This window comes from Streptomyces sp. NPDC051555, from assembly GCF_044454405.1.
Lineage (GTDB): Bacteria > Actinomycetota > Actinomycetes > Streptomycetales > Streptomycetaceae > Streptomyces.
On record NZ_JBITDP010000015.1, the window covers coordinates 186,020 to 208,348 of the forward strand.

General features: G+C 74.2%; 8 protein-coding genes. All 8 read right to left on the reverse strand.

Going from position 1 to position 22,329, the window contains the following annotated elements:
- Positions 1–35 precede the first annotated feature (35 nt).
- Entirely contained in the window at positions 36–1,166 is a 1,131-nt protein-coding gene (locus ACIBEA_RS28015) for an acyl-CoA dehydrogenase family protein (RefSeq protein ID WP_399265523.1), read from the reverse strand.
- 46 nt (positions 1,167–1,212) lie between these two features.
- Positions 1,213–7,917, reverse strand: a complete 6,705-nt coding sequence (locus tag ACIBEA_RS28020; RefSeq protein ID WP_399265525.1) for an amino acid adenylation domain-containing protein — start codon at positions 7,915–7,917, stop codon at positions 1,213–1,215.
- Between the two features lie 26 nt (positions 7,918–7,943).
- Positions 7,944–17,162 carry a type I polyketide synthase gene (locus tag ACIBEA_RS28025; RefSeq protein WP_399265527.1) on the reverse strand — a complete coding sequence of 3,073 codons (9,219 nt, stop codon included), beginning with the start codon at positions 17,160–17,162 and terminating at the stop codon, positions 7,944–7,946.
- Positions 17,163–17,261: 99 nt separating this feature from the next.
- Positions 17,262–17,558 (reverse strand): putative quinol monooxygenase, encoded by a 297-nt coding sequence (locus tag ACIBEA_RS28030; protein WP_399265529.1) that lies wholly within the window; start codon positions 17,556–17,558, stop codon positions 17,262–17,264.
- Positions 17,558–18,529, reverse strand: a complete 972-nt coding sequence (locus tag ACIBEA_RS28035) for an NAD-dependent epimerase/dehydratase family protein (RefSeq protein ID WP_399265531.1) — start codon at positions 18,527–18,529, stop codon at positions 17,558–17,560. Before ACIBEA_RS28035 ends, ACIBEA_RS28030 begins: the two co-directional genes overlap by 1 nt.
- Positions 18,522–19,769 carry an MFS transporter gene (locus tag ACIBEA_RS28040; RefSeq protein WP_399265533.1) on the reverse strand — a complete coding sequence of 416 codons (1,248 nt, stop codon included), beginning with the start codon at positions 19,767–19,769 and terminating at the stop codon, positions 18,522–18,524. Before ACIBEA_RS28040 ends, ACIBEA_RS28035 begins: the two co-directional genes overlap by 8 nt.
- Entirely contained in the window at positions 19,766–21,061 is a 1,296-nt protein-coding gene (locus ACIBEA_RS28045) for a hydrolase (RefSeq protein WP_399265535.1), read from the reverse strand. Before ACIBEA_RS28045 ends, ACIBEA_RS28040 begins: the two co-directional genes overlap by 4 nt.
- A complete protein-coding gene (locus tag ACIBEA_RS28050; protein ID WP_399265537.1) occupies positions 21,058–22,320 on the reverse strand; it encodes an ATP-grasp domain-containing protein in 1,263 nt (420 codons plus the stop codon). Before ACIBEA_RS28050 ends, ACIBEA_RS28045 begins: the two co-directional genes overlap by 4 nt.
- Between the last annotated feature and the right edge of the window lie 9 nt (positions 22,321–22,329).

Genomic DNA, 22,329 nt, shown 5'->3' on the forward strand with positions numbered 1-22,329 from the left:
ACGCTCGCCGGCGCTCCGCACACCTCACGCTCCACTCACAGGTGGGGAGAGGCCGGATCGCCACCGAGCCGCAGATCGCCGACGCCGTCGAGGACCTTCGCCGAGGACGCGACGTGCTGGCTCGCGGTCATGAGGTCGCGCAGGCATCGGTCCAGCGGGGTGCGCTCGCTGTAGACCGCGGCCGATCCCACGGCGTCGTAGAGGAGTTGGACCGCCTCCCGGCACGCCCGGTGCGCGAACTGACGGGCCAGCGCGGCCGTGCCCCGCTCCGCTTCCAGGCCCGCCGCCTGCGCGGCCCGCACGTCTTCGAGCGTGGCGTACACGTAGGCGTCGGCCGCCCCGATCAGCGCCTCGGCGTGGGCCAGGTCGGCGGGGGCGCCCGGCCGGGGCGGCGCGGAACGCCGGGCGGCGAGGATCTCCCTGGTCGTGTTCAGGGCGGACCGGCCGATGCCCAGGGGCACGCCCGCCATCTTGAGGGCGAGGTTGTCGGCACGCAGGTGGAGCGGCTCCCGCCGGGTCCCGGACGGAACGAGAGCGAAGGTGTGCCCTTCGGGGACGAACAGGTCCCTGACCTCGAAGTCGTGCGAGCCGGTGCCGCGCAGCCCGGTGGTGTACCAGGTGTCGAGCACCCGTACGTGCGCGGCGTCGAAGACGGCGATCCGCGCGGTGCCGTCCGGGGTCTGGAAGCCGGCCATCACACGGTCGGCGTGGGTGATCCCACTGGCGTAACTCCAGCGCCCCGACAGGAGGTAGCCCCCGCCCCGGCGGAGCGCGCGCCCGGTCGGCGGCAGCACCGTCGCGGTGATGAGGTCCGGATCGGGGAACAGCTCGGTGAACACCTCCGCGGGCAGCGAGACGGCGGCCAGCGCGGCGTTCAGCGCGACGGACGCGCACCAGGCGACCGAGGCGTCCCCTTCGGCCAGCAGATCGACGGCGCGCGTGAGCTGCGCCGGCGTCATCTCGACGCCACCCAGCGCCGTCGGCAGGGCCGCCCGCAACAGCCCGGTGGCCTTCAGGCCGTCGAGGACGTCGGCGGGGACGCCGCCCGTCCGTTCGATCTCGGTCGCACGGCCCGCGAGGCCCGGGGCGTACGCCCGTACCCGGTCCAGGACCGAGTCGGCGGTGAGGCCCCTCCCGGCTCGGGTCGACAGTTCCATGGTGGTCATCAGATCCCTCCTCGTACGGTCGCTTCCTCGGATGGGCGAGGGTGGTTCACAGGTCCTCCAGGGCCTTGGAGAGCTCGGCCGCGAGCGTGTGCAGGTGCGGCGGGCGCATGATGCTGTAGTGGTCGCCGGGCACGTCGATGCTCTCGGCCCGGTCGCCCAGGAGGTCGAGCCACGCGCGGGTGGTCCGCGTGGTGGCCCCGTCCATGGCCCGCAGCAGCCGGACCCTGCCCCGGTACGGGACGGCCTCGTGGCGGGCCAACGCCCGGCTCAGGCGCAGGAACCGGCTCGCGAGCCGTTCCAGGGTGGCGGCGTCGATCTCCTCGGGCAGGACGGCGGCGTCCCTGGCCCGCGTCAAGAGCTCCCCGATCGGCGACCTGCCCTCGGTGGCCTCGAAATCGGCCGCGGTGGGGTGCCACGCGTTGCCCGCGAGGCCGGCCTGGTCCCGGGCGAACCCGGCCAGTAGCGCCGCGTCGGACGCCGGCTCGGCGCGGCCGGGCGGTTCGAGCAGGTCCACGGCCGCGACGAGTTCGACCGTCCTGCCCCGCTCATCGAGCAGACGGGCCGTTTCCAGGGCGAGCACGCCGCCCATGGACCAGCCGCCGAGCCGGTACGGGCCGTGGGGGAATCGTTCGACGATCGCGTCGGCGTAGTGCGCGGCCAGGTCCGCCACGGTCTCCGGGGCGGAGGCGAGGTCGGGGTACTGGAGGGCGTGGAGAGGCTGTTCGTCTTCGAGGAGGCCGCCGAGCCCCGCGTAACAGAGCACGTCGCCGCCGACCGGGTGGATCAGGATCAGCGGCGGCCGGGCCCCGCCCGCCCTCAGCGTGACGAGGGACGCGCGGCCCTCGTCGGACGGCTCGTGGCGCAGCGCCTCGGCGAGCAGGGCGACGGTCGGCCGGGCGAGCAGGGTCGCCACGGGCAGCGACCGGCCGGTGTCCTGCTGGATCCGGGCCATCATCCGCACCGCGAGCATCGAGTCGCCGCCGAGGTCGAAGAAGTTCGCGGTGACGTCGACGGGGCCCCCGGCGGGTGGGAAGAACTCCGCCCAGATTCCGGCGAGGAGCCGTTCGGCCTCATCGCGCGGTGCGACCGCGTCGGCGGGGCGCGGAGCCGGCTGCTCGGGCGACGGCAGGAGGCGGCGGTCCACCTTGCCGTTGGCGGTCAGCGGCAGCTCGTCCAGGAGGACGATGCGGGACGGCACCATGTAGCCGGGCAGCTCCCGGCCGAGCGCCTCGCGCAGCTCCTTCTCGGAGCCGCCCGACACGGCGTATCCGACGAGCCGTCGGGGGCCGCCGCGCTCGCCCTCGGCCACCACGGCCGCCGCGCGGACGTCCGGCCGGCGCAGCAGCGCCGCCTCGACCTCGCCGAGCTCGATCCGGTGCCCCTGGATCTTCACCTGGAAGTCCGCGCGGCCCAGGAACTCGATGTCACCGTCCGGCAGGAGACGTCCGAGGTCACCGGTGCGGTAGAGCCGCTCGCCGGTCACCGGATGGCGCAGGAACGCGGCGCGCGTCTTCGCCTCGTCGCCGAGGTAGCCACGGGCCAGACCGCGGCCCGCGATGTACAGGTCGCCGGTGGCCCAGGTCGGGCGCGGCCGCAGCGCCTCGTCCAGGACGTGGAAGCGCTGGTTGCGCATCGGCCTGCCGTACGGAACGCTCATCCGCTCCGCGTCGGCGCGGGTGATCGGATGCAGGATCGACCAGATGGACGCTTCGGTCGCGCCGCCCAGGCTCCAGATCCGGGCGTCCGGCTGGAGCGAGGCGATGGCCGCGGGGAGCGTGACGGGGATCCAGTCGCCGCTCATCATCACCACGCGCAGCGACGTCGGGCCGTCGACGGCTCGCACGTGGTCGACGAACATCTCCATGAGGGCGGGGACGCTGTTCCAGATCGTCACCCGGTGCCGTTTCACCAACTCCAGCCAGGCGGCCGGCTCGCGCTGCTCGGACGCGTCGGGAAGGACCACGGCTCCGCCGACCGCGAGCAGGCCGAACACGTCGTAGACGGAGAGGTCGAAGTTGAGTGCGGAGAGGGCCAGGACACGGTCCTGGGCGCTCACGCCGAACCGGTCGTTGATGTCCTGGATCGTGTTGACCGCGGCGGCGTGCTCGATCATCACGCCCTTGGGAACCCCGGTGGAACCCGAGGTGAAGATGACATAGGCGAGGTCGTCGGGCGTGGCCGGGGACGGCGGTACAGGCTCGCCCGCACCCGTGTCCTGCGACTCGATGTCGACGTGCGACGAACGGATGTGGCCCGGCATCCGGAGCCCGGCGGCGAGGGTCGACCGGGTCAGCACCAGGTCGATGCCGGCGGTCTCCATGATCATTTCTCGGCGGCGGGCGGGCACGGCGGCGTCCACCGGCACATAGGCCGCGCCGGTCTTGAGGACGGCCAGCGCCGCGACGACCTGCTCCCAGCCCTTGTCCATCACGATGCCGACGAGCACCCCCGGGCGTGCGCCGCGGTCGATCAGCCACCGGGCGATCCGGTCGGATCGGCGGTCCACCTCGCCGTAGTCGAGGGTCAGGCCGGCGGTGACCACCGCGGGGGCCTGCGGCCTGGCCACCACCTGCCGCAGGAACGCCTCGTGCAGCAGCTCACGGGGAGCGGGGGCGTCCGTGGCGTTGACGGCCGCGCGGAGCTCCAGGTCGGCGACCGGCGCGAGCACGGACGGCGGCCGACGCCACGCCTCCTCGCCGCACAGGTCCCGCACGAGGTCCAGGTAGGCGTCCCACATTCCGTCGACGACGCCGTCCGGGAACATCTCCTCCACCACGTCCCAGTTGAGGACCAGTTCCCCGGCCTCCTCCAGGGCCTGGTGGTCGAGCCACACCTGCGGCGTGCGCACCGAACTGGACGCCAGCCGGCCACCGGCCCCCAGCGTGGTCAGTGCCGTCAGAGGGCCCCGCTCGTCCTCGCCGCGCCCCGCGAAACCGATCGTGCTCGTGAAGACGACGGGCATGCTCGCGAGGCCGGTCCCGCCCCTGGTCCGGTTGAGTTCGCGCAGCACCTCGACGCCGCTGACGTGCCCGTGGTCGAGGTCGGTCAGCAGCTGGCGCTGCAGCCGGGCTGCGCCCGACGCGAAGTTCTCGGCGGGACCGGCGTCGACTTCGAGGAGGAGGGTCGCGCTGAGGTTGCCGACGATCCTGGCGACGTCCTCGTGCAGCGGGCGTCGGTTGAACGCCAGCAGGTTGAGGGTGAAGCGCGGCGAGGCGCTCCAGGCGGCGATGGCCTGCGCGTACGCGGCGCACAGCGCGGCCGACGGCGAGACACCGGCGGCGTCCGCGTTCCCCTTGAAGCGCTGCCAGGCCTCGGCTGCGATCCGCGCCGTGCGGTGGGCGAACACCGGCCGTCGTGGCGCGGGTCCCGGTCGCAGCGGCAGATCGGGGGCGGGCGGGAGGGTGGCGACGCGTGCCTGCCAGTAGGCGCGCGAGGTCTCGCGCGCCGCGGTGTCCGTCCCGGCGGCGGCCAGCACGTAGTCGCGGTAGGTGAGGGCCGGCGGGGGCGTGGCGGGCGTACCGCAACGGTAGGTCCGCGCCCACTCCTGGAAGAGCACTCCCGCGCTGCGGCCGTCGACGATCAGCGCGTCGACATTGAGGTGGAGACGGGTCGTGCACGCGTCGAGGAGGGTCGCCCGGACGTCGAAGAGCGGCCAGACCTCGGTGTCGAAGACCTGGTCACGCATCTCTTCGTGGATCTCGGTGAGACGACGGGCCCGTTCGGTGTCCTCGCAGGACCGCAGGTCGAGCGTGGCGATCCGGTACTCGGGGACCTCGGCGAGCACCCGCTGGTGCCCGTCCCGACTCACCACGGCGCGCAGCATGTCGTGACGGCCGATGAGGTGCCGCAAGGACGAGCCGAGCCGGTCGAGGTCGGTCTCCTCCAGGTCGACCTCGATGAGGAAGGACGTGGAGACGTTGCCGAGTTCGAAGGCGTCGGTGCGGCCGACCACGTAGGCCTGCTGGAGGTCGGTGAGCGGGAACGGCTCATGGCGTGCGGCCGGGTCGGCGACCGGCATCCCGCCGGGCTCCTCCGCCCGGTCCGCGCCGGCCCCGCGGGCCGCTTCCACGGTCCGTACGATCTCACCGACGCTGCGGCCGTCCAGCAGCGCGGTCAGCGGGACGTCGACGCCGAGCAGTCGAGCGAGGCGCTGGCGGATGTCCACCGCGATCAGCGAGTCGACGCCCAGACTCCGCAGTGGCAGGCGCAGGTCGTCGGCGGTGAGGGCCGCGCCGCGCGCCCGGCCCACGAGGGCGGTCACCCGCTCGGCGGTGTTCCCCGTCCCGATCGTGGCCGGCTCCCGCGTCCCGGGCGCGGCGGGCCGGGCCGCCGGCACCACCGCTTCCAGGCGCACGCCGTCGGCGAGCGCCACGGGGGCGCCGTCGGCGCCGACGAGCCGCACCTGCGCGACGAGGGGACCGGCGTGCTCGGGTGCCCGCTCCCGTCGGCCCTCTCCCGTCCACAGCCAGTACCGCTCGCGCTGGAAGGGGTAGCCGGGCAGGGCGGCGGGCGGTCCGGCGCTCTCGCCGTGCACGCGCGTCCAGTCGACCCGTACGCCTCGGACGTGGAGCGCGCCGAGGGTGTCGAGCAGCGTGCGCCGGGGGTCTTCCGCCTCTCGGAGCGTCGGCAGGAGGACGGTGTCCTCGGCCGTACGGAGCCGGTCGAGGAGGGGCGAGGAGGACCCGATCTCCACGAAGGTGCGGTGTCCCTCGCGCAGCAGCGCGGCGAGCGCGCCGGTGAAGCGCTCGTCGGCGGACGCGTCCGTCCCGATCCGGGTCGCAGCCCGCTGTGCGTCCCTCGGACTCGTCGTGCCGGCGACGCACGCGGCCACCAGCTCGCCGATGCCGTGGCCGATGACGGCTGCGTGATCCACACCCCACGACCGCCACAGCTCGGTGAAGGCGTAGGCGACGGCGAACGCCGAGGGCCGGGCGCCCGGTGTCCCGCCGCACCGGTCGAGGGCGTCGCGGAAGACCGGTTCCGCCAGGGCGAGCTCGGCCGCCATGTCGGCGCCCCGGTCGTCCCAGCGGCCGGTGAGCACCAGGACCGGGCCCGGGGCGGTGTCCGGACCACGCTCGCCGGTCCGGACCCCGTGCGGCGGCACCTGGTCCGCACGCGTCCGGGCGAGGAGCTCCGCCAGCTCGGCACGTGAGGAGGCGACGGCCGTGAGCCGGTGCGTGAAGTGGGCCCGCCCCAGGCTCGTGGTCCGGCAGATCGAGGCGAGCGGATCGCCGTCGGGGCCCTCCGCGAGCAGCTCGGCGTAGCGCGCGACGAGGTGGTCCAGTGCGGCGGGGGTCCTGGCCGACAGGGTCAGCAGGTGCGGCCCGTCCGGCCCGACGGGTCGGGCCCCCTCCGACGGCGGCTCCGCGGGAAGGCCGGGGGCCTCCTCCAGCACGACGTGCGCGTTGGTGCCGCTGATGCCCTGCGAGGACACGGCGGCGCGCTTGGGCCCCGGGGTCACGGGCCACACAGTCGCCTCGGCGACGAGCTCGACAGCACCGCCCGACCAGTCGACGTGCGGGGTCGGCTCGTCCACGTGCAGCGTGGCGGGAAGCCTGCCGTGCCGCATCGAGAGGACCGTCTTGATGACCCCGGCGACGCCGGCCGCCGCCTGGGAGTGCCCGATGTTGGGCTTCATCGAGCCGAGCCGTAACGGCTGTTCGCGCCCGACTCCGTAGGCGGCCAGCAGGGCGCGCGCCTCGATCGAGTCCCCCAGCACGGTGCCGGTGCTGCTCGCCTCCACCACCTGGACGTCGCCCGGCGACAGCCGCGCGTCCTTCAGCGCCTGCCGGATGACCCGCTGTTGCGCGGCCCCGTTCGGCGCGGTGAAACCGTTGCTCGCGCCGTCCTGGTTCACCGCGCTGCCGCGCACCACGGCCAGCACCCGGTGGCCGAGGCGCCGCGCGTCCGAGAGCCGTTCCACCAGCAGCAGGCCCACGCCCTCGGAGAGCCCGCTGCCCTGGGCGCCGGCCGAGAACGGGCGGCAACGGCCGTCCGGCGACAGCCCCTGCATGCGGGTGAACTCGGTGAACAGCTGCGGTGTGGCCATGACCGTCGCGCCGCCCGCGAGGGCCATCGCGCACTCGCCGCGGCGCAACGACTGCACGGCCAGGTGCAGCGCGACCAGCGAGGACGAGCAGGCCGTCTCCACGGTGATCGCCGGGCCGCGCAGGCCGAAGGTGTAGGAGATGCGGCCGGAGGCGACACCGCCCGCCGTCCCGGTCGTCAAGAACCCCTCGGCCTCTTCGGGCACGTCGCCGCGGCCGAGACCGTAGTCGCCGCTGGACAGGCCGGTGAACACGCCGGTCTCGGTGTCGCGCACCGACTCCGGGTCGATCCCCGCGTCCTCGAAGGCCCGCCACGCGGTCTCCAGGAGCAGCCGCTGCTGCGGATCCATGGCGAGCGCCTCACGCGGACTGATGCCGAAGAAGCCCGCGTCGAAGTCGGCCGCGTCGTGGAGGAAGCCGCCGGAGCCCGTCAGGCTCCGGCCGTCGTTCCCGGGGTCGTACACGCCGTCGTCCCAGCCCCGGTCCCGGGGGAACGGACCGACGCTCTCGCCGCCTGCGGCGAGCAGCCGCCACAGCGCCGCCGGTGAGTCGACGCCGCCCGGGTACCGGCAGGCCATGCCGACGATGGCGATGGGCTCCCGGTCCCCTTCCTCCACCTCGCGCAGGCGCTCACGCGTCTTGTGCAGGTCGAGGGTGAGGCGCTTGAGGTAGTCGAGCACCTTGTCGTTCGAGTCTGATCCCATGACGGATCGATCCCTCCGTAGGGGGGTCAGGAGCCGGAGAGCTCGCGGTCGATGAAGTCGAGCAGTTCCTCGGCGGTCGCGGCTTCGACGAGCGCCGTCACGTCCGCCCCGGTGGAGGAGGAGGCGTGCGCCCCGGGCTCCGGAGCGGGCGGGACCGGGACCTCCCGCGGCGGCAGGAGCGCGGCGTCCAGAGCGGCGACCAGCTCGGGCAGCGTGGGGGTGTCGAACAGCAGGGTGAGGGGGAGCTTGAGCTCCGTCGCCGCGCCCAGGCGGTTGCGGAACTCGACCGAGGTGAGCGAGTCGAACCCGAGGTCGCCGAACGGCCTGTCCGCCGCGATCGCCTCGGGACGCAGTCCGAGTACGGCGGCCATGTGGCTGCGGACCAGGCCGGCGAGGAGCGCGGCCCGTTCACCGCCGGTCAGACCGGGCAGCTCCTCCCGCAGCGGCCGGTGGCGCCGGTGGCCGGGTGCGGGCGCGGACCGGCCGGCCCTCGCGGCCGCCGCGACCTCGCGCAGGACCGGAGGGAGTTCCGTGCCGAGGTCGCACAGGGTCTCCCGGTCGAGCCGGGCCGGCACCAGCACGGCCTGGGGCGCCGACAGCGCCGCGTCCAGGAGGCCCAGCCCGTGGTCGGGAGCCATCTCCACGAGTCCGGTCCGGGCGAAGCGGGCCCGGTCGGCATCGGTGAGGGCGCCCATCATGCCGTCCGGATCGCCCCACAGGCCCCAGGCCAGGGCGTGGGCGGGCAGGCCCCGCGCGCGGCGGTGCTGGGCGAGTGCGTCGAGGAAGGCGTTCGCGGCGGTGTAGGCGCCCTGCCCCGCGCCGCCGAGCGTGCCCATGATCGAGGAGATCAGGATGAACCGGGCGAGCGGGTGGCCCGCGGTCAGCTCGTGCAGATGCCAGGCGCCGTCGGCCTTGGCGCCCATCACCCGGTCGATCTGACCGGGGGTGAGCGAGGTGAGCGGCGCGTCGTCCACCACGCCCGCGGCGTGGATCACGGCGGTCAGCGGGTGCCGGTCGGGGACGGCGTCGATCATCGCCGCGACCGCGTCGCGGTCGGCGACGTCCACCGCGGCGAACGTCACCTCGGCGCCGAGCCCGCCCAGCTCCGACGCCAGGTCGGCCGCGCCCGGCGCGTCGGCGCCGCGGCGGCCGGCGAGCGTGAGCCGCCGAGCGCCGTGTTCGGTGACCAGGTGCCGGGCGACGGCCCGGCCGATGGCGCCGGTCCCGCCGGTGATCAGAACGGTTCCGTCCGGGTCGAGGAGCGGCGGGACGGTGAGCACGATCTTGCCGACGTGGGTGCCCCGGCGCATCAGGGCGAAGGCCTCGGGGGCTCGCCGGATGTCCAGGTCGGTGACGGCGGGCCAGGTGAACGCGGAGTCGTCGAAGAGCGCGACCGCGCGGCTCAGGAGGCGCGAGAGGTGCGCGGGCGGCAGTTCCAAGAGGTGGGAGCTGCGGTAGCGCACACCGGGGTGCGCGGCGGATACCTCGGCGGGGTCGCGCGGGTCCGTCCTGCCCAGCTCGACCAGGAGCCCGCCGGGACGCAGCAGCCGCAGCGACTCGTCGACGAGCTCGCCGGTCAGCGAGTTCAGGACGAGCGCCATACGCCGGCCGCCGGCGCCGAAGCGGGCGCCGAACCCGGGTTCGCGGGACGAGGCGAGGTGGTCGTCGTCGAGGCCCAGGGCGCGCAGCGCGGGCCACTTGGCGGGGCTCGCCGTCGCGTACACCTCCGCGCCCAGGTGGCGGGCGAGTCGGACGGCGGCCATGCCGACGCCGCCCGCCGCGGCGTGGATCAGGACGGGGTCGCCCGGACCCACGCCACCCAGCTCGGTCAGGGCGTGCAGGGCGGCCATGAGGGCGACCGGCACCGCGGCGGCCCGCGTGAACGACCAGCCGTCCGGGACCCGGACGAGCGTGCGGTGGTCGGCGTGGGCCACCGTACCGAGCGCGGCGGGGAACAGGCCCATCACCCGGTCCCCGACGGCCAGGCCGCCGGTGCCGGGCCCGGCCGCGGTGATCACCCCGGCCCCTTCGAGGCCGAGCGGGCCGGGATCGCCGGGGTGCATGTCGAGTGCGCCCAGGACGTCGTGGAAGTTGAGACCGGCCGCGCGGACCGCGATCCGGACCCGGCCGGGGCCGGGTTCCGCGGCCGCCTCGGGACAGGGCCGGAGCTCCAGTGCGGTGAGGGTGCCGCGTTCGGGGATGTCGAGCCGCCAGGCGGCCGCGTCCCCGGGGGGCCGGAGCGCGGGGTCACCGGCCGCGGAGACCAGGCGCGGCACCAGGACGACTCCGTCGCGCACGGCGACCTGGTGCTCGTCCGGTAGCAGCGCCGCGGCCGGGACCTCGGCGGCGTCGGGGTCGAGGTCGACGAGGACGAACCGGCCCGGGTGTTCGACCTGCGCGGTGCGCACCAGGCCCCAGACCGCGGCCTGCGCGAGGTCGGTGACGCTCTCGCCGGGCCGGGCGGCGACGGCCCCCCGGGTCACGAGGACCAGGCGGGAACCGGCGAGCCGGTCCTCACCGAGCCACCGGGCGATCAGGTCCCGGGTCGAACGGGCCGCGCTCCTGGCCGCCGTCGCCGCGTCGGCCGCGTCCTGGCGGCCCGGGCAGGTCACGACGGTGTGCTCGGCCGGCCCGGCCGCCGCGAGCAGCGCCTCCAGGTCGAGGGCCTCGTGGGGGAACGACACGTGCCCGGCCCGCGGCCCGTCCGCCGCTGCGGCCGACGGCTGCCAGCCCAGCGCGAACAGGGAGTCGCGCGCCACGACGGCCGGGTCGACCGCGGGGCCCGCCGCGACGGGGCGCAGCTCCACCGATTCGACCAGGGCCACCACCTCGCCCGAGGGGTCGGACAGGGTCAGCGCGTACCCCGCGTCACCGGCGGGCGCCGCGTGCAGGCGCAGGGACGCGGTGGAGCCCGTGGCGAACAGGGACACGCCGCTCCAGCGCAGCGGCTGGACGGGCCGCCCGAGGCCCTGCCCACGCTCGGCGGTCAGACCGTGCAGCGCGGCGTCGAGCAGGGCGGGGTGCAGATGGTGGGCGCCGGTGTTCGCGGCCTCCGGCTCCGGCAGGACGGCTTCGGAGAACCGTTCGCCGTCCCGTCGCCAGGCGGCCCGCAGCCCCTGGAACACCGGTCCGTACGCGTGTCCCCGCAGGCCGAGGTCCTCGTACGTGCGGGCCGGCGGTACGGGCTTCGCGCCGGCCGCCGACCACCGCACGGCGGCCGGGGGCGCGGCCGTGTCGGGGCCCAGGGTGCCGGTGGCGTGCTCGGTCCACTCCCCGCCGGTCGCCCGGGCCGAGATGCGACAGGCCCGCAGGCCGCCGTCGCCCGGGCCCGTCACGCGGACGCGCAGGTCGACGGCGCCGTCCTCGGGGAGCGTCATGAGGGCGACGACGGTCAGCTCTTCGACCCGCGCCGCGCCGAGCTTCGCGCCCGCGTGCAGGGCCATCTCCAGGAACGCCGTGCTCGGCAGGACCACCGCCCCGGACAGGGTGTGGTCGGCGAGCCACGCGTGGGTGCGCGTCGAGAGGCGTCCGGTGAACACCGTCTCGCCGTCACCGAGGTCGACGGTCGCGCCGAGCAGGGGGTGGTCGGCCGGTTCCTGCCCGAGGTGGGCCGTGCCGGCCGGACCGGTCGTGCCCGTGAGCCAGTAGCGACGGCGTTGGAAGGGGTAGGTGGGCAGGGCGGACGGGCCGGGGTGCCCGACGGACGGCCCGGTGAGCGTGTCCCAGGCGACGGGCAGGCCCCGGACGTGGGCCTCGGCGACGGAGGTGAGGAAGCGGCGCAGGCCGCCCTCGTCGCGGCGCAGCGACCCGGTCACGATCCCCTCGGCCCCGGCCTCCTCCAGGATCTGGCCGATGCTGCCGGACAGCACGGGGTGCGGGCCGACCTCGACGAACGTGGTGTGCCCCGACGCGATGAGCGCGTGGACCGCTTCCTGGAAGCGCACCGTCTCCCGGAGGTTGCGGTACCAGTACGAGGCGTCGAGCTCGCTGCCCTCGTACCAGTCGGCGGTGACCGAGGACATCAGGGCGATCTCGCCCGTGCGCGCGGTCAGCGGCGCCAGCTCGGCCAGGATCCGCTCCCTGATCGGTTCGACCGACGGGCTGTGCGACGCGAAGGCCGCGGGGATCACCCGGGCGTTGACGCCCTGCGCCCGGTAGGCGGCGACGAGTTCGTCGATCGCGGCGGGGGACCCGGCCACCGCGGTGGTGGCGGGTCCGTTGATGGCGGCGATGCTCAGGGAGCCCAGTCGTTCCCGCACCCGCTCCGCGGGCAGCGGGACCACGGCCATCGCCCCCTCGCCCATCAGGTCGACGGCGACGGCGCTGCGCAACGCGATGGCGCGGGCGCCGTCGTCGAGGGAGAGCGCGCCCGCCACGACGGCGGCGGCGATCTCGCCCTGGGAGTGGCCGACCACGGCATCCGGGACCACCCCGGCCGACCGCCACAGCTCGGCCAGCGACACCATCACGGCCCACAGCGCCGGCTGCACGACGTCGACCCGGTCGAGCAGAGGCGCACCGGCCAGGACGTCGGCCATCGACCAGTCGACGTACGGCGCGAGCGCCCGCTCGCACGCGGCGAGGCGAGCGGCGAAGACGGGGCTTTCGGCGGCGAGGTCCGCTGCCATGCCCCGCCACTGACCGCCCTGCCCCGGAAAGACGAACACGGTGCGGCCGGGCTCGCCCGCGCGACCGGTGACCACGGCGGGGTCCTCTTCGCCGCGGGCCAGCGCGGCAAGGGCCCGGTCGGCTTCGCGCCGGTCCCCCGCGATCACCACGGCACGCTCGGCGAGACGGGCCCGGGTGACCAGGGCCGGTGCCGCGCCGAGCGGGTCGAGCGGGTCGGCCACCAGCGCCCCGGCCCGCTCCCGCACGGCCTGCGGCGTCCTGGCCGACAGGACGAGCGGGACCACGTCCGGCCGCGCCGGCTCGTCGGCGGGGGCGGGGGCGGGCCCGGCCGGCGGCTCGGCCAGGATCACGTGCGCGTTGGTGCCGCTGATGCCGAACGAGGAGACGCCGCCGCGCCGGGGCTCGCCGGTGACCGGCCAGGGGCGGGCCTCGTCGAGCAGGGCCACCGATCCGGCCGACCAGTCCACGTGCGGGGACGGCTCGTCGACGTGGAGGGTGGCGGGCAGGGTCGCGTGCCGGATGGCTTGCACCATCTTGATGACGCCGCCGACGCCCGCCGCCGCCTGCGCGTGCCCGATGTTGGACTTGAGGGACCCCAGCCACAGGGGCCGGTCCCGGTCCTGCCCGTACGCGGCCAGCAGGGCGTTGGCCTCGATCGGGTCGCCGAGGGCGGTGCCCGTGCCGTGCGCCTCCACGGCGTCGACCTGCTGGGGTACGAGCCCGGCATCGGCGAGGGCGTCCGCGACGACGCGCTGCTGGGCGAGGCCGTTGGGCGCCGAGAGCCCGTTGGAGGCGCCGTCGGAGTTGACGGCGCTGCCGGCGACGACCGCGAGCACGGTGTGGCCGTGGCGACGGGCGTCCGAGAGGCGCTCGACGACGAGCATGCCCGCGCCCTCGCCCCACCCGGTGCCGTCCGCCTGGGCGGAGAACGCCTTGCAGCGCCCGTCCGCGGCCAGCACCCGCTGGCGGGAGAGCTCCACGAACATGCCGGCGGTCGCCATGACGGTGACCCCTCCGGCCAGGGCGAGCGAACACTCGCCGGCGCGCACCGCCCGCACCGCCTGGTGCAGCGCGACCAGCGACGCCGAGCACGCGGTGTCCACCGTCAGGGCCGGCCCGCCCAGGCCGAGGACATAGGCGATCCGCCCGGAGATCACGCTCGTGCTCGTGCCGGTCAGCAGGTGTCCCGCGATGCCGTGTCCGGCCTGTTCCATGCCCGGCCCGTAACCGGAGTGCATCGCGCCGACGAATACGCCGGTCCGGCTGCCGCCCAGCGTCGTCGGGTCGATCCCGGCGCGCTCCAGCGCCTCCCACGTGACCTCCAGCAGCAGCCGCTGCTGCGGGTCCATGGCGAGGGCCTCGCGCGGGCTGATCCCGAAGAACTCCGCGTCGAACTCCGCCATGTCCCCGACGAAGCCGCCGCGTCGGACGTAGGACGCACCGACCCGTTCCGGATCCGGGTGGCGCAGCGCCTCCAGATCCCAGCCCCGGTCCTCGGGAAAGTCGCCGATGGCGTCGGTCCGGGCGTCGACCACGCGCCACAGGTCGTCCGGCGATCGCACCTCACCGGGGAACCGACAGGCCATGCCGACGATGACGACCGGGTCGTCCGTGCCTTCACGGTCACCCCGGTCTCCCCGGTCCGCCCGCTCCCGCGCCGGCGCGGAGCGCGCCGTGGGCGAGCCCGCCCGCAGCTCGCCGATCGCCGTCGCCAGCGCGGCCGGGGTCGGGTGGTCGTACAAGGCGGTGCTCCCCAGGCGCACGCCCGTCGCGCCCGACAGGCGGTCCCGCAGTTCGAGGGTCATGACCGAGTCGAGGCCCATGTCCCGGAACGTCCGGCCGGGCCGGACGTCCGCGGCCGAGCCGGCGCCCAGCACGACCGCCGCGAGGCTCTGGACCAGCGCGAGATCCGAGCGCGCGGCCACGACCTGGGCCGGTAGCGGATCCGGGGTCGCCCCCCGCACCCGCTCGCCGGCTCCGGGCATCCCCACGGGCCAGCAGGAGCGGCGCTGGAAGGGATAGGTCGGCAGGTCCACCGGCCGGGCCGAACCGGGCAGCAGCGCCGACCAGTCCACCGCCACCCCGCGCACGAAGGCTTCGGCGGCCGCGGTGAGGACGCGGCGGCCATCCCCGTGGCCGCGCCGGAGCGTGGTGAGCACAGCGCCGTCCCCGCCGTGCTCGTCGATCGCCTGCCGGATGCCCATGGCAAGGACCGGATGGGGGCTGACCTCCAAGAACGTGGTGTGGCCCGCGTCCAGCAGCTCCTGGACCACCGGCCCGAACCGCACCGGCTCGCGCAGATTGCGGTACCAGTACGCCGCGTCGAGCTCGGCGGTGTCGAGCGGGGTGCCGGTGACGGTCGAGTGGAAGGGGACGTCGACGGAGCGGGGGGCGATCCCGGCGAAGGCGGCGAGCAGGTCCTCCCGCACCTCCTCGACCTGCGCGCTGTGCGAGGCGTAGTCGATGGGGATCCGCCGTGTCCGCACCGCCTGCCCGTAGTGGCCGGCCAGCGCGTCGAGCGCGGCGCCCGGACCGGCGACCACCGTGTGCGCGGGGCCGTTGACCGCGGCCACCGACAGGGTGGCGGCGACCTCCGTGAGGTCCCGCCGTACCTCGTCGGCCGGGAGTTCCACCGACAACAGCCCGCCGCGGCCGGCGATCCGGCCCAGCAGCCGGCTGCGCAGGACCACGATCCGCGCGCCGTCCTGGAGCGACAGGGCACCGAGGGCGGTGGCGGCGGCTATCTCTCCCTGGGAGTGGGACACCACTGCCGCGGGCTCCACCCCGGCCGAACGCCACAGCTCTGCCAGCGAGACCATCACCGCCCACAGCGCGGGCTGGATCACCTCGTCGCCCTCCAACGGGGGCGCGCCGGGGACACCGCGCAGGACGTCGGTCAGCGACCAGTCCACGTACGGGGCCAGGGCGTCGGCGCAGGCGCCGATCCGGTCGGCGAAGACCGGACAGGTGTCGATCAACTCCGCAGCCATCCCCGCCCATTGGGAACCCTGGCCGGGAAACACGAAGACCGGCCGGACCGGCGGACCCTCGTGGCGGCCCTCCACCAGGGCCGCCGACGGCTGCCCCGCCGACCGTGCCCGCAGCTCGGTGAGGAAGCCGTCCCGGTCGTCGGCGACGACGACGGCGCGCTGCGCGAAGGTCGTGCGGGTGAGCGCGAGCGACCGGCCCACCGAGGCGCTCGTGAGTTCCGGACGCGCCTCCACGTGGGCGCGCAGGCGTTCGGCCTGGTCGCGCAGCGCGGATTCGTCCCGGCCCGACAGGACCCAGGCGAGTGCCCCGGCGTCGGCCCCGTCGGTGTGCTCCTCGTCCGGAGCCGCCTGCGTGGCAGGGCGGTCCGAGAGCACCACATGGCAGTTGGTGCCGCCGATGCCGAAGGAGCTGACACCAGCGACCAGTCGCTCGTGCGGCGCCGGCCAGGGGCGGAGCTCGGTGTTCACCCGCAGCCGCAGCGCGTCGAGGGGGATCCGCTCACCGGGCCCCGAGTGGTTCAGGCTGGGCACGAGCGCGCGTTCGCGGACGGTCAGGACGGCCTTGATGAACCCGGCGATCCCGGCCGCGCCCTCCAGATGGCCGATGTTCGTCTTCACCGATCCGACCAGCAGCGGGGCGTCCTCGGGACGGGCCGCGCCCAGCGTCGCACCGAGCGCGGCGGCCTCGATCGGGTCGCCCACCCGGGTCCCCGTTCCGTGCAGTTCCACGTACTGGACCTCGCCCGGCTCGACACCCGCGTCGGCGCAGGCGGCGAGGAGCACCCGCTCCTGCGACGCGCGGCCGGGCGTCGTCAGCGTCTCGGTCGCGCCGTCGTTGTTCAGGGCGCTGCCGCGGACCACGGCATGGATGCGGTCGCCGTCCCTGAGGGCGGCTTCGAGGAGTTTCAGGACGACGACTCCGCCGCCCTCGCCCCGTACGTAGCCGTTGGCGCGGGCGTCGAAGGTGAAGCAGCGGCCGTCCTGCGACAGCGTCCCGGCACGCTCCAGGGCCAGGGTGCTCTCCGGTGCGAGGATCAGGCTCACACCGCCGGCCAGGGCCAGGTCGGACCCGCCCTCGCGCAGGGCCGCGCACGCCAGGTGCACGGCGGTCAGGGACGACGACTGCCCGGTGTCGACCACCAGGCTCGGGCCGTTCAGGCCCAGCGTGTAGGAGATCCGGTTGGCGATCACACCCCGATGCAGCCCGGTCAGCGTGTATCCGCCCACCGCGTCGGGACCCAGCCGGTGCGACAGCGTCGCGAAGTCGTCGGCCATCGCCCCCAGGAACACGCCCGTCCGGCTGCCCGCGAGGTCGCCCGGCAGGATCCTGGCGTCCTCCAGTGCCTCCCAGGCCAGTTCGAGGGCGAGCCGCTGCTGCGGGTCGACGGCCGCTGCCTCGCGCTGCGAGATGCCGAAGAACTCGGGGTCGAAGGCGTCCACGTGGTCGAGGAACCCGCCGCGCTCCGGACCCCGGCCGCCCCGCCGGTCGGTGATCGCGTCACCGCCGCCGTGCAGCAGCCGCCAGAACGCGTCCGGCCCGTCCGCCTGCGGGAAGCGGCATCCGACGCCGACGACCGCGACCGCACGTGAAGGAAGATCACCCATGCCGTGACCGACACCGTCCATCGTTGACACACCCCAGAGTTCATGCCGAGACCGGCGGTTCCCGTGACGGGTGCGGGACCGCCCGCGAAGGCGGTCCGTACTCCGTCCCCATGTCGACTGCTACTGCGCGCTGCTCACCGGAGTGCTCGGGTGCACCTCGCGCTCGATGCGCGGCAGGAGCTCCGGGACGTAGATCTTCTGGATGGCGTCGCCGGAGTCGTGGGCTTCCCAGTGGCTCCGGCTCTCCCAGCGCTCGACGAGGACGAAGCGGCCCGGCTCGTCCTGCGACTGGTACGCCTCCCAGCTCACGCAGCCGTCCTCGTCGAGGCAGAGGGGGCGCATCCGGGCCAGGGCGTCGGCCACCGGGGCGATGTCGGCGGGTTCCGGTACCCGGACGATGACGATGAGGTCGAACATCACTGCTCCTTGGTGCGGGGGGTGGTGTGGGACGAGGCCGCCAGGGCCATGCGGGTGACCGCGGGAAGCCACAGGGCGATCGGGGTGAAGGGGTGACCGAGCTCCACCGCCCGGTCGTTCGCCATGCCGAAGTCCGCCGGGCAGGAGAACGGGGACAGGTCGGGGTCACCGGCCGGGTCCTCCTTCTCGATCACGTCGGCGGTGCGTCCGGAGGCGCTCTCCACCGCGGCGCAGACGTCATAGGCGTCGGCGGTGTCCGGCGAGGCGACGTTGACCGCTCCGGTGGCGTCGGAGAGGGCGGCCCAGGCGAGGAAGCCGGCTGCCTCCTCCGCCCGCACCAGGGAGGTCCGGCCGGGCGCCGGGTGGGTGACGACGGGGACGCCGGCGGTGATGCGGTCGATGTGGAACCGCAGCCGCCCGGTGAAGTCGTCCTCGGCGGCCAGGACGTGGGCGACCCGGGCGAGCAGCACCGGCACCTTCGCGCAGCGGGTCAGCGCGGCCTCGGCCTGGCGCTTGCCCTCGCCGTAGTTCTCGTCCAGGTAACCGGGCGCGGACCAGGGCAGGGTGGTGTCGAAGTCGTAGCCCGCCGGGTCGAGTTCGTCCTCCCGGGCACGGGCGCTGAACGAGGGGGCCGGGACGCCCGTGCGGAAGGTGTCCGTGTTGTACACCTCGATGGTGCTGGTCATGACGATCTTCCCGGCACGCTCGCCGAACGCCTCGCACACCTCGACGGCGGCGTTCGGCGTGTAGCACATCTGGTGCACCACCGCGTCGAACCTCTCCCCGGCCACCGCGGCGGTCAGTTCCCCCGGGACCATCACGTCGGCGCGCAGACGACGTACGGAGGTGCCGAAGGGATCGGGGGTCCGCCCGCGGTTGACGAGCGTGACGCGGTGCCCGTCGGCCAGCAGCCGCTGCACCAGCACCTTCCCGAAGAACCGGGTGCCCCCGATGACGCAGATGTCAGACATTCTCCCCAACCTTTTCTTCGTTCTCCGTGGCGTTCGCGCCATCGGTTCGCCGCGCGTCGGCGGCCGTGCCGGACTTCCGGCCGCTCAGGCAGATGAGGGCGCACCCCGCCGCCAGCACGGCGGCGACGTACCAGTTGCCACCGGGCACGTCGAGGGAGCGCGAGAGGTCGAACAGGATTCCCGCGGCGAGGGAGCCGACCATGTTCCCGGCGCTGCGGAAGAAGTGCATCGCGCCCATGGCCCTGGCCAGTCGCTCCTCGGGAACGCGGCCGGCGATCCAGAGGTCGAACGACGGCACGAAGAGGATCTCTCCGAGCACCACGGTCAGACAGCCGACGACCACCCAGGGGGCGGTGCGCCCGGCTCCGAAGGCGATGAACGCGACGGTCATCCCGGCGAGGCCGACGGCCATGACCGCCCCCGGGCTCAGCCGCGTACTGACCAGCTTGAACAGCGGGTACTGGAGCACCAGGATGCTGAGGCCCGTGATCCAGAAGGGCGATGACGGGGCCCACCCCGACACGTACTCCGCCATGTGCAGGGGGATGCCGACCACGTAGCCGAGCGACAGGAACCAGAACGCGGCGGAGAGCAGGAAGTAGCGGGTGGCCCCGCGCACGTCGATGCCCTTGAACGCCGCCGGGCTGAACAGCGGAACGCGTACGTCCGGCCGCTCCGGCGCACGCGCGAAACCGTCGCGCGGAATCAGCGCGGACGTGATCACGCAGAAGCCGGCGAAGAACGCGAACACCACCGAGAACAGGGTCCGCAGATCCACGTGGGCGAGCACGGCGCCCAGCAGCGCGCCGCCGAAGAGCCCGACCTGACCCGCCATCTGGAAGGCGGAGAACGCCTTGGGCCGTTCGTCCTCGGGGAAGGAGACCAGGACGTTCTTCAACCCCGGGAACGACGTCCCCGATCCGAAGCCGATGAAGAAGGCGAGGACGCCGTAGGAGAAGACGCCCCCGGCGAAGCCCATGAGGCCGAGCGCCACCGCCTCCAGCCCGGTACCGAGCAGGACGGCCCCGCGGATGCCGAGGCGGGCCGCGATGCCCTCGTAGGAGAAGGTCGCCAGCAGGCGGCCCACGTACGTCATACACATGACCACGCCGGCCCAGAACCCGCTGTCGGTCCCGCCGAGGGTGGCGACGAGCACGGGGAACCAGATGTAGCTTCCCGTGTTGGCCAGGAGGATGCCGCCGACGACGCCGGCGAGTGCGCGCTTGCGCTCCCTGATCACGACTCCACCCTCCGGTCCGTCCCCGCCGCCCGCAGCCCGGCGATCGCACGGACCACCGTCGGCCGGTCGATCGGCACGCCGCCCACGACCGTGCTCAGCGGGAGGGCGGACAGCGGTCGGCCTGGGGCGTGCAGGTTGTAGGTGGCGCGGGCGCCGACGCCCAGCGGATCCGTGGCGTGGCCGACGCCGCTCAGCTCGTCGAAGTAGCGGCGGCCGCCGACCGTCGCCTGGCGCCGCAGCGCCGCGTCGAGCGAGTCGTCGTCCCCGCGCAGCAGGTCGAGCTCGCTCAGGAGGGAGTAGCCGTGGTAGGCACCCGTGTTGCCCGAGTCGGTACCGATCAGCAGCTTGCCCTCGCGCAGGGTGGCCAGGGCGTTGCGGCGCATGTCCGCCAGCGCGGCCGTGCGGGTGTCCTGGCAGCCGTACTCGATGCCGAAGGGCTTCTCGATCCCCTTGACGAACTCCAGGTTGCGGACGTCCTGGGTCTCGGCGAAGCCCTCGCGCCCGTACTCGGACGCGAACTCGTCCCCGGTCATGATCATGGGACGGAGGCCGGCGAGGGTGGAGACGAAGCGGGCGCCCTCGAACTCCTTCCAGTCGGCCGCGTCGAGCGTCCGGTCGCGCACGGTGTGGGCGAAGAGACGGAAACCGCACTCGTAGGCCCAGCGGGTCTCCTGGAGGGTGTTGCAGTCGATGACCGCGGTGACGCCGCGTTCGGCGGCGATCCGGGCGCAGAATTCGAGCACCCGCCGGGACAGCCGGGAGAACTTCACCCGGCTGCCCGGCTGTTCGGTGCCGTCGGTGAACATCACCTTGAGGAAGGTGCCGCCCCGCTCGACGTTGGACCGTATCGCGTGTTCCAGGTCGGTCTCGGTGGCGATCATGTGGACGGGGGCCGGGAACTCGACGCCGTGGCCGGTGAGGCCGGCGGCGTTCGTCATCGCGGTGGCCGCATACCCGCAGTGCACCAACTCGGGGTAGGGCAGTGCCGATTCCTCGCGACCCCGCTCCCAGACGTCCTGGACCAGGGGGAAGCCGAACATGTCGACGACGTGCGTGACGCCGCTGTAGAGGTACTGCAGCGCGGCGATGCGGGGGTCTTCGAGCGAGTCGTCGAAGTTGGCGGGCAGGCCCAGGTGGGCGTGGGTCTCCACGTAGCCCGGCCACAGCTCCGGCGTCCCGGTGTCGTCGGCCGTGCGCTCGGCGACGGGCCGGATGCCGCTGAAGTGACCGTCCTCGACGGTGACGTCGAAGATCGCCGTCGGATCCAGCTCCGGAATGGCGACGCGCGTCATCGGGCCACCCGCACGGAGAGGGTGAACTCGATGTCGTCCAGCGCCGCCTGGACGCGTCCGGCCGCCTCGTCCCGGTCCCGGCCGGTGAAGATGAGGTGGCCGAGCCAGTCGAAGTTGCTCTTCGACAGGCGCGAGACGGCCCGGCCGGGCTTGGCGTAGGCCAGGGCCTCGACGAAGCCCGGAGCGTCCTTGATCCGGTCGAAGCCGATGGAGACCAGCTCGCCCTCGACCGGGGAGCCGAACCAGTGGCCGCCGGCGATGACGTCGCCGGGGACGGGCAGTTCGGGGCGCTCGCCGAGGGCCTGGCGGATCACCTCCAGGTAGGCGTTGACACCGCTGCTGAGCTCCATGAGCTGCGGCACGATGCCACCGGTGAGCCGGCCGTTGACCTCGCACAGCACCGGGCCGTCGGCGGCGAGGATGTACTCGGCGTGGATGAATCCGAAGTCGATGCCGAGGCCCCTCAGGACCTCCTCGTTCATCGCGAACAGCTCGTCCTGGAGCGGGTGGCCGCGGAAGTAGGTCAGGCCCATCTCGATGAAGTACGGGAACCCGCTGAGGTTGCGGTCCGTGATGCCGAGGTTGACGATCTCGCCGCCCTGCAGCACGCAGGCCTCGACGGAGACGAGCTCGCCCTCGACGAACTCCTCGATCACGACGTCCGGGATGCGGGTGACTCCGCGCCCGTAGTCCGCGACGGTCGCCAGCTCCGCCAGGTAGGCGGCGAGCTCCTCCTCGTCACGGAGCAGCAGCACGTGCAGGCTCGCGGTGCCGTCGGAGGGCTTCACCACGCACGGGAAGCCGATCTCGCGGACCCCGTCCTCCATGGCGGTGCCGACCGTGGGGTCGGCGACGTGCACGAACCGCGGCTGGCGCACGGCGGTGTCGCGCAGGGTCAGGCGGGTGCGGTGCTTGTGGCGGGCGTTGAGCGCCCCGTCGACGCTCATGCCCGGCAGGCCGAGGGAGCGGGCCACCGATGCCGCGTGCACCGTGTGGTACTCGCTGTACGTCATCACGCCGTGCACCGCCTTCTCGGCGTGCACCTCCTTGGCGAGCCGCTCCAGGCCGTCGATGGAGAACGTGTCGGCGCTCTTGATCACATCGCAGCGGGCGTGCGCGAACGCGGCTTCGGCCAGCGGCGAGGCCCCCAGGTAGAAGTCCGGGTCGGCGGAGACGAAGGTGACGTCGTGGCCGAGCTCCAGGGCGTTGGCGATGCCCGCGATGCCGTTGGGGTTGCACTCGATCATGAGGATGTGCATGAGGGGTTC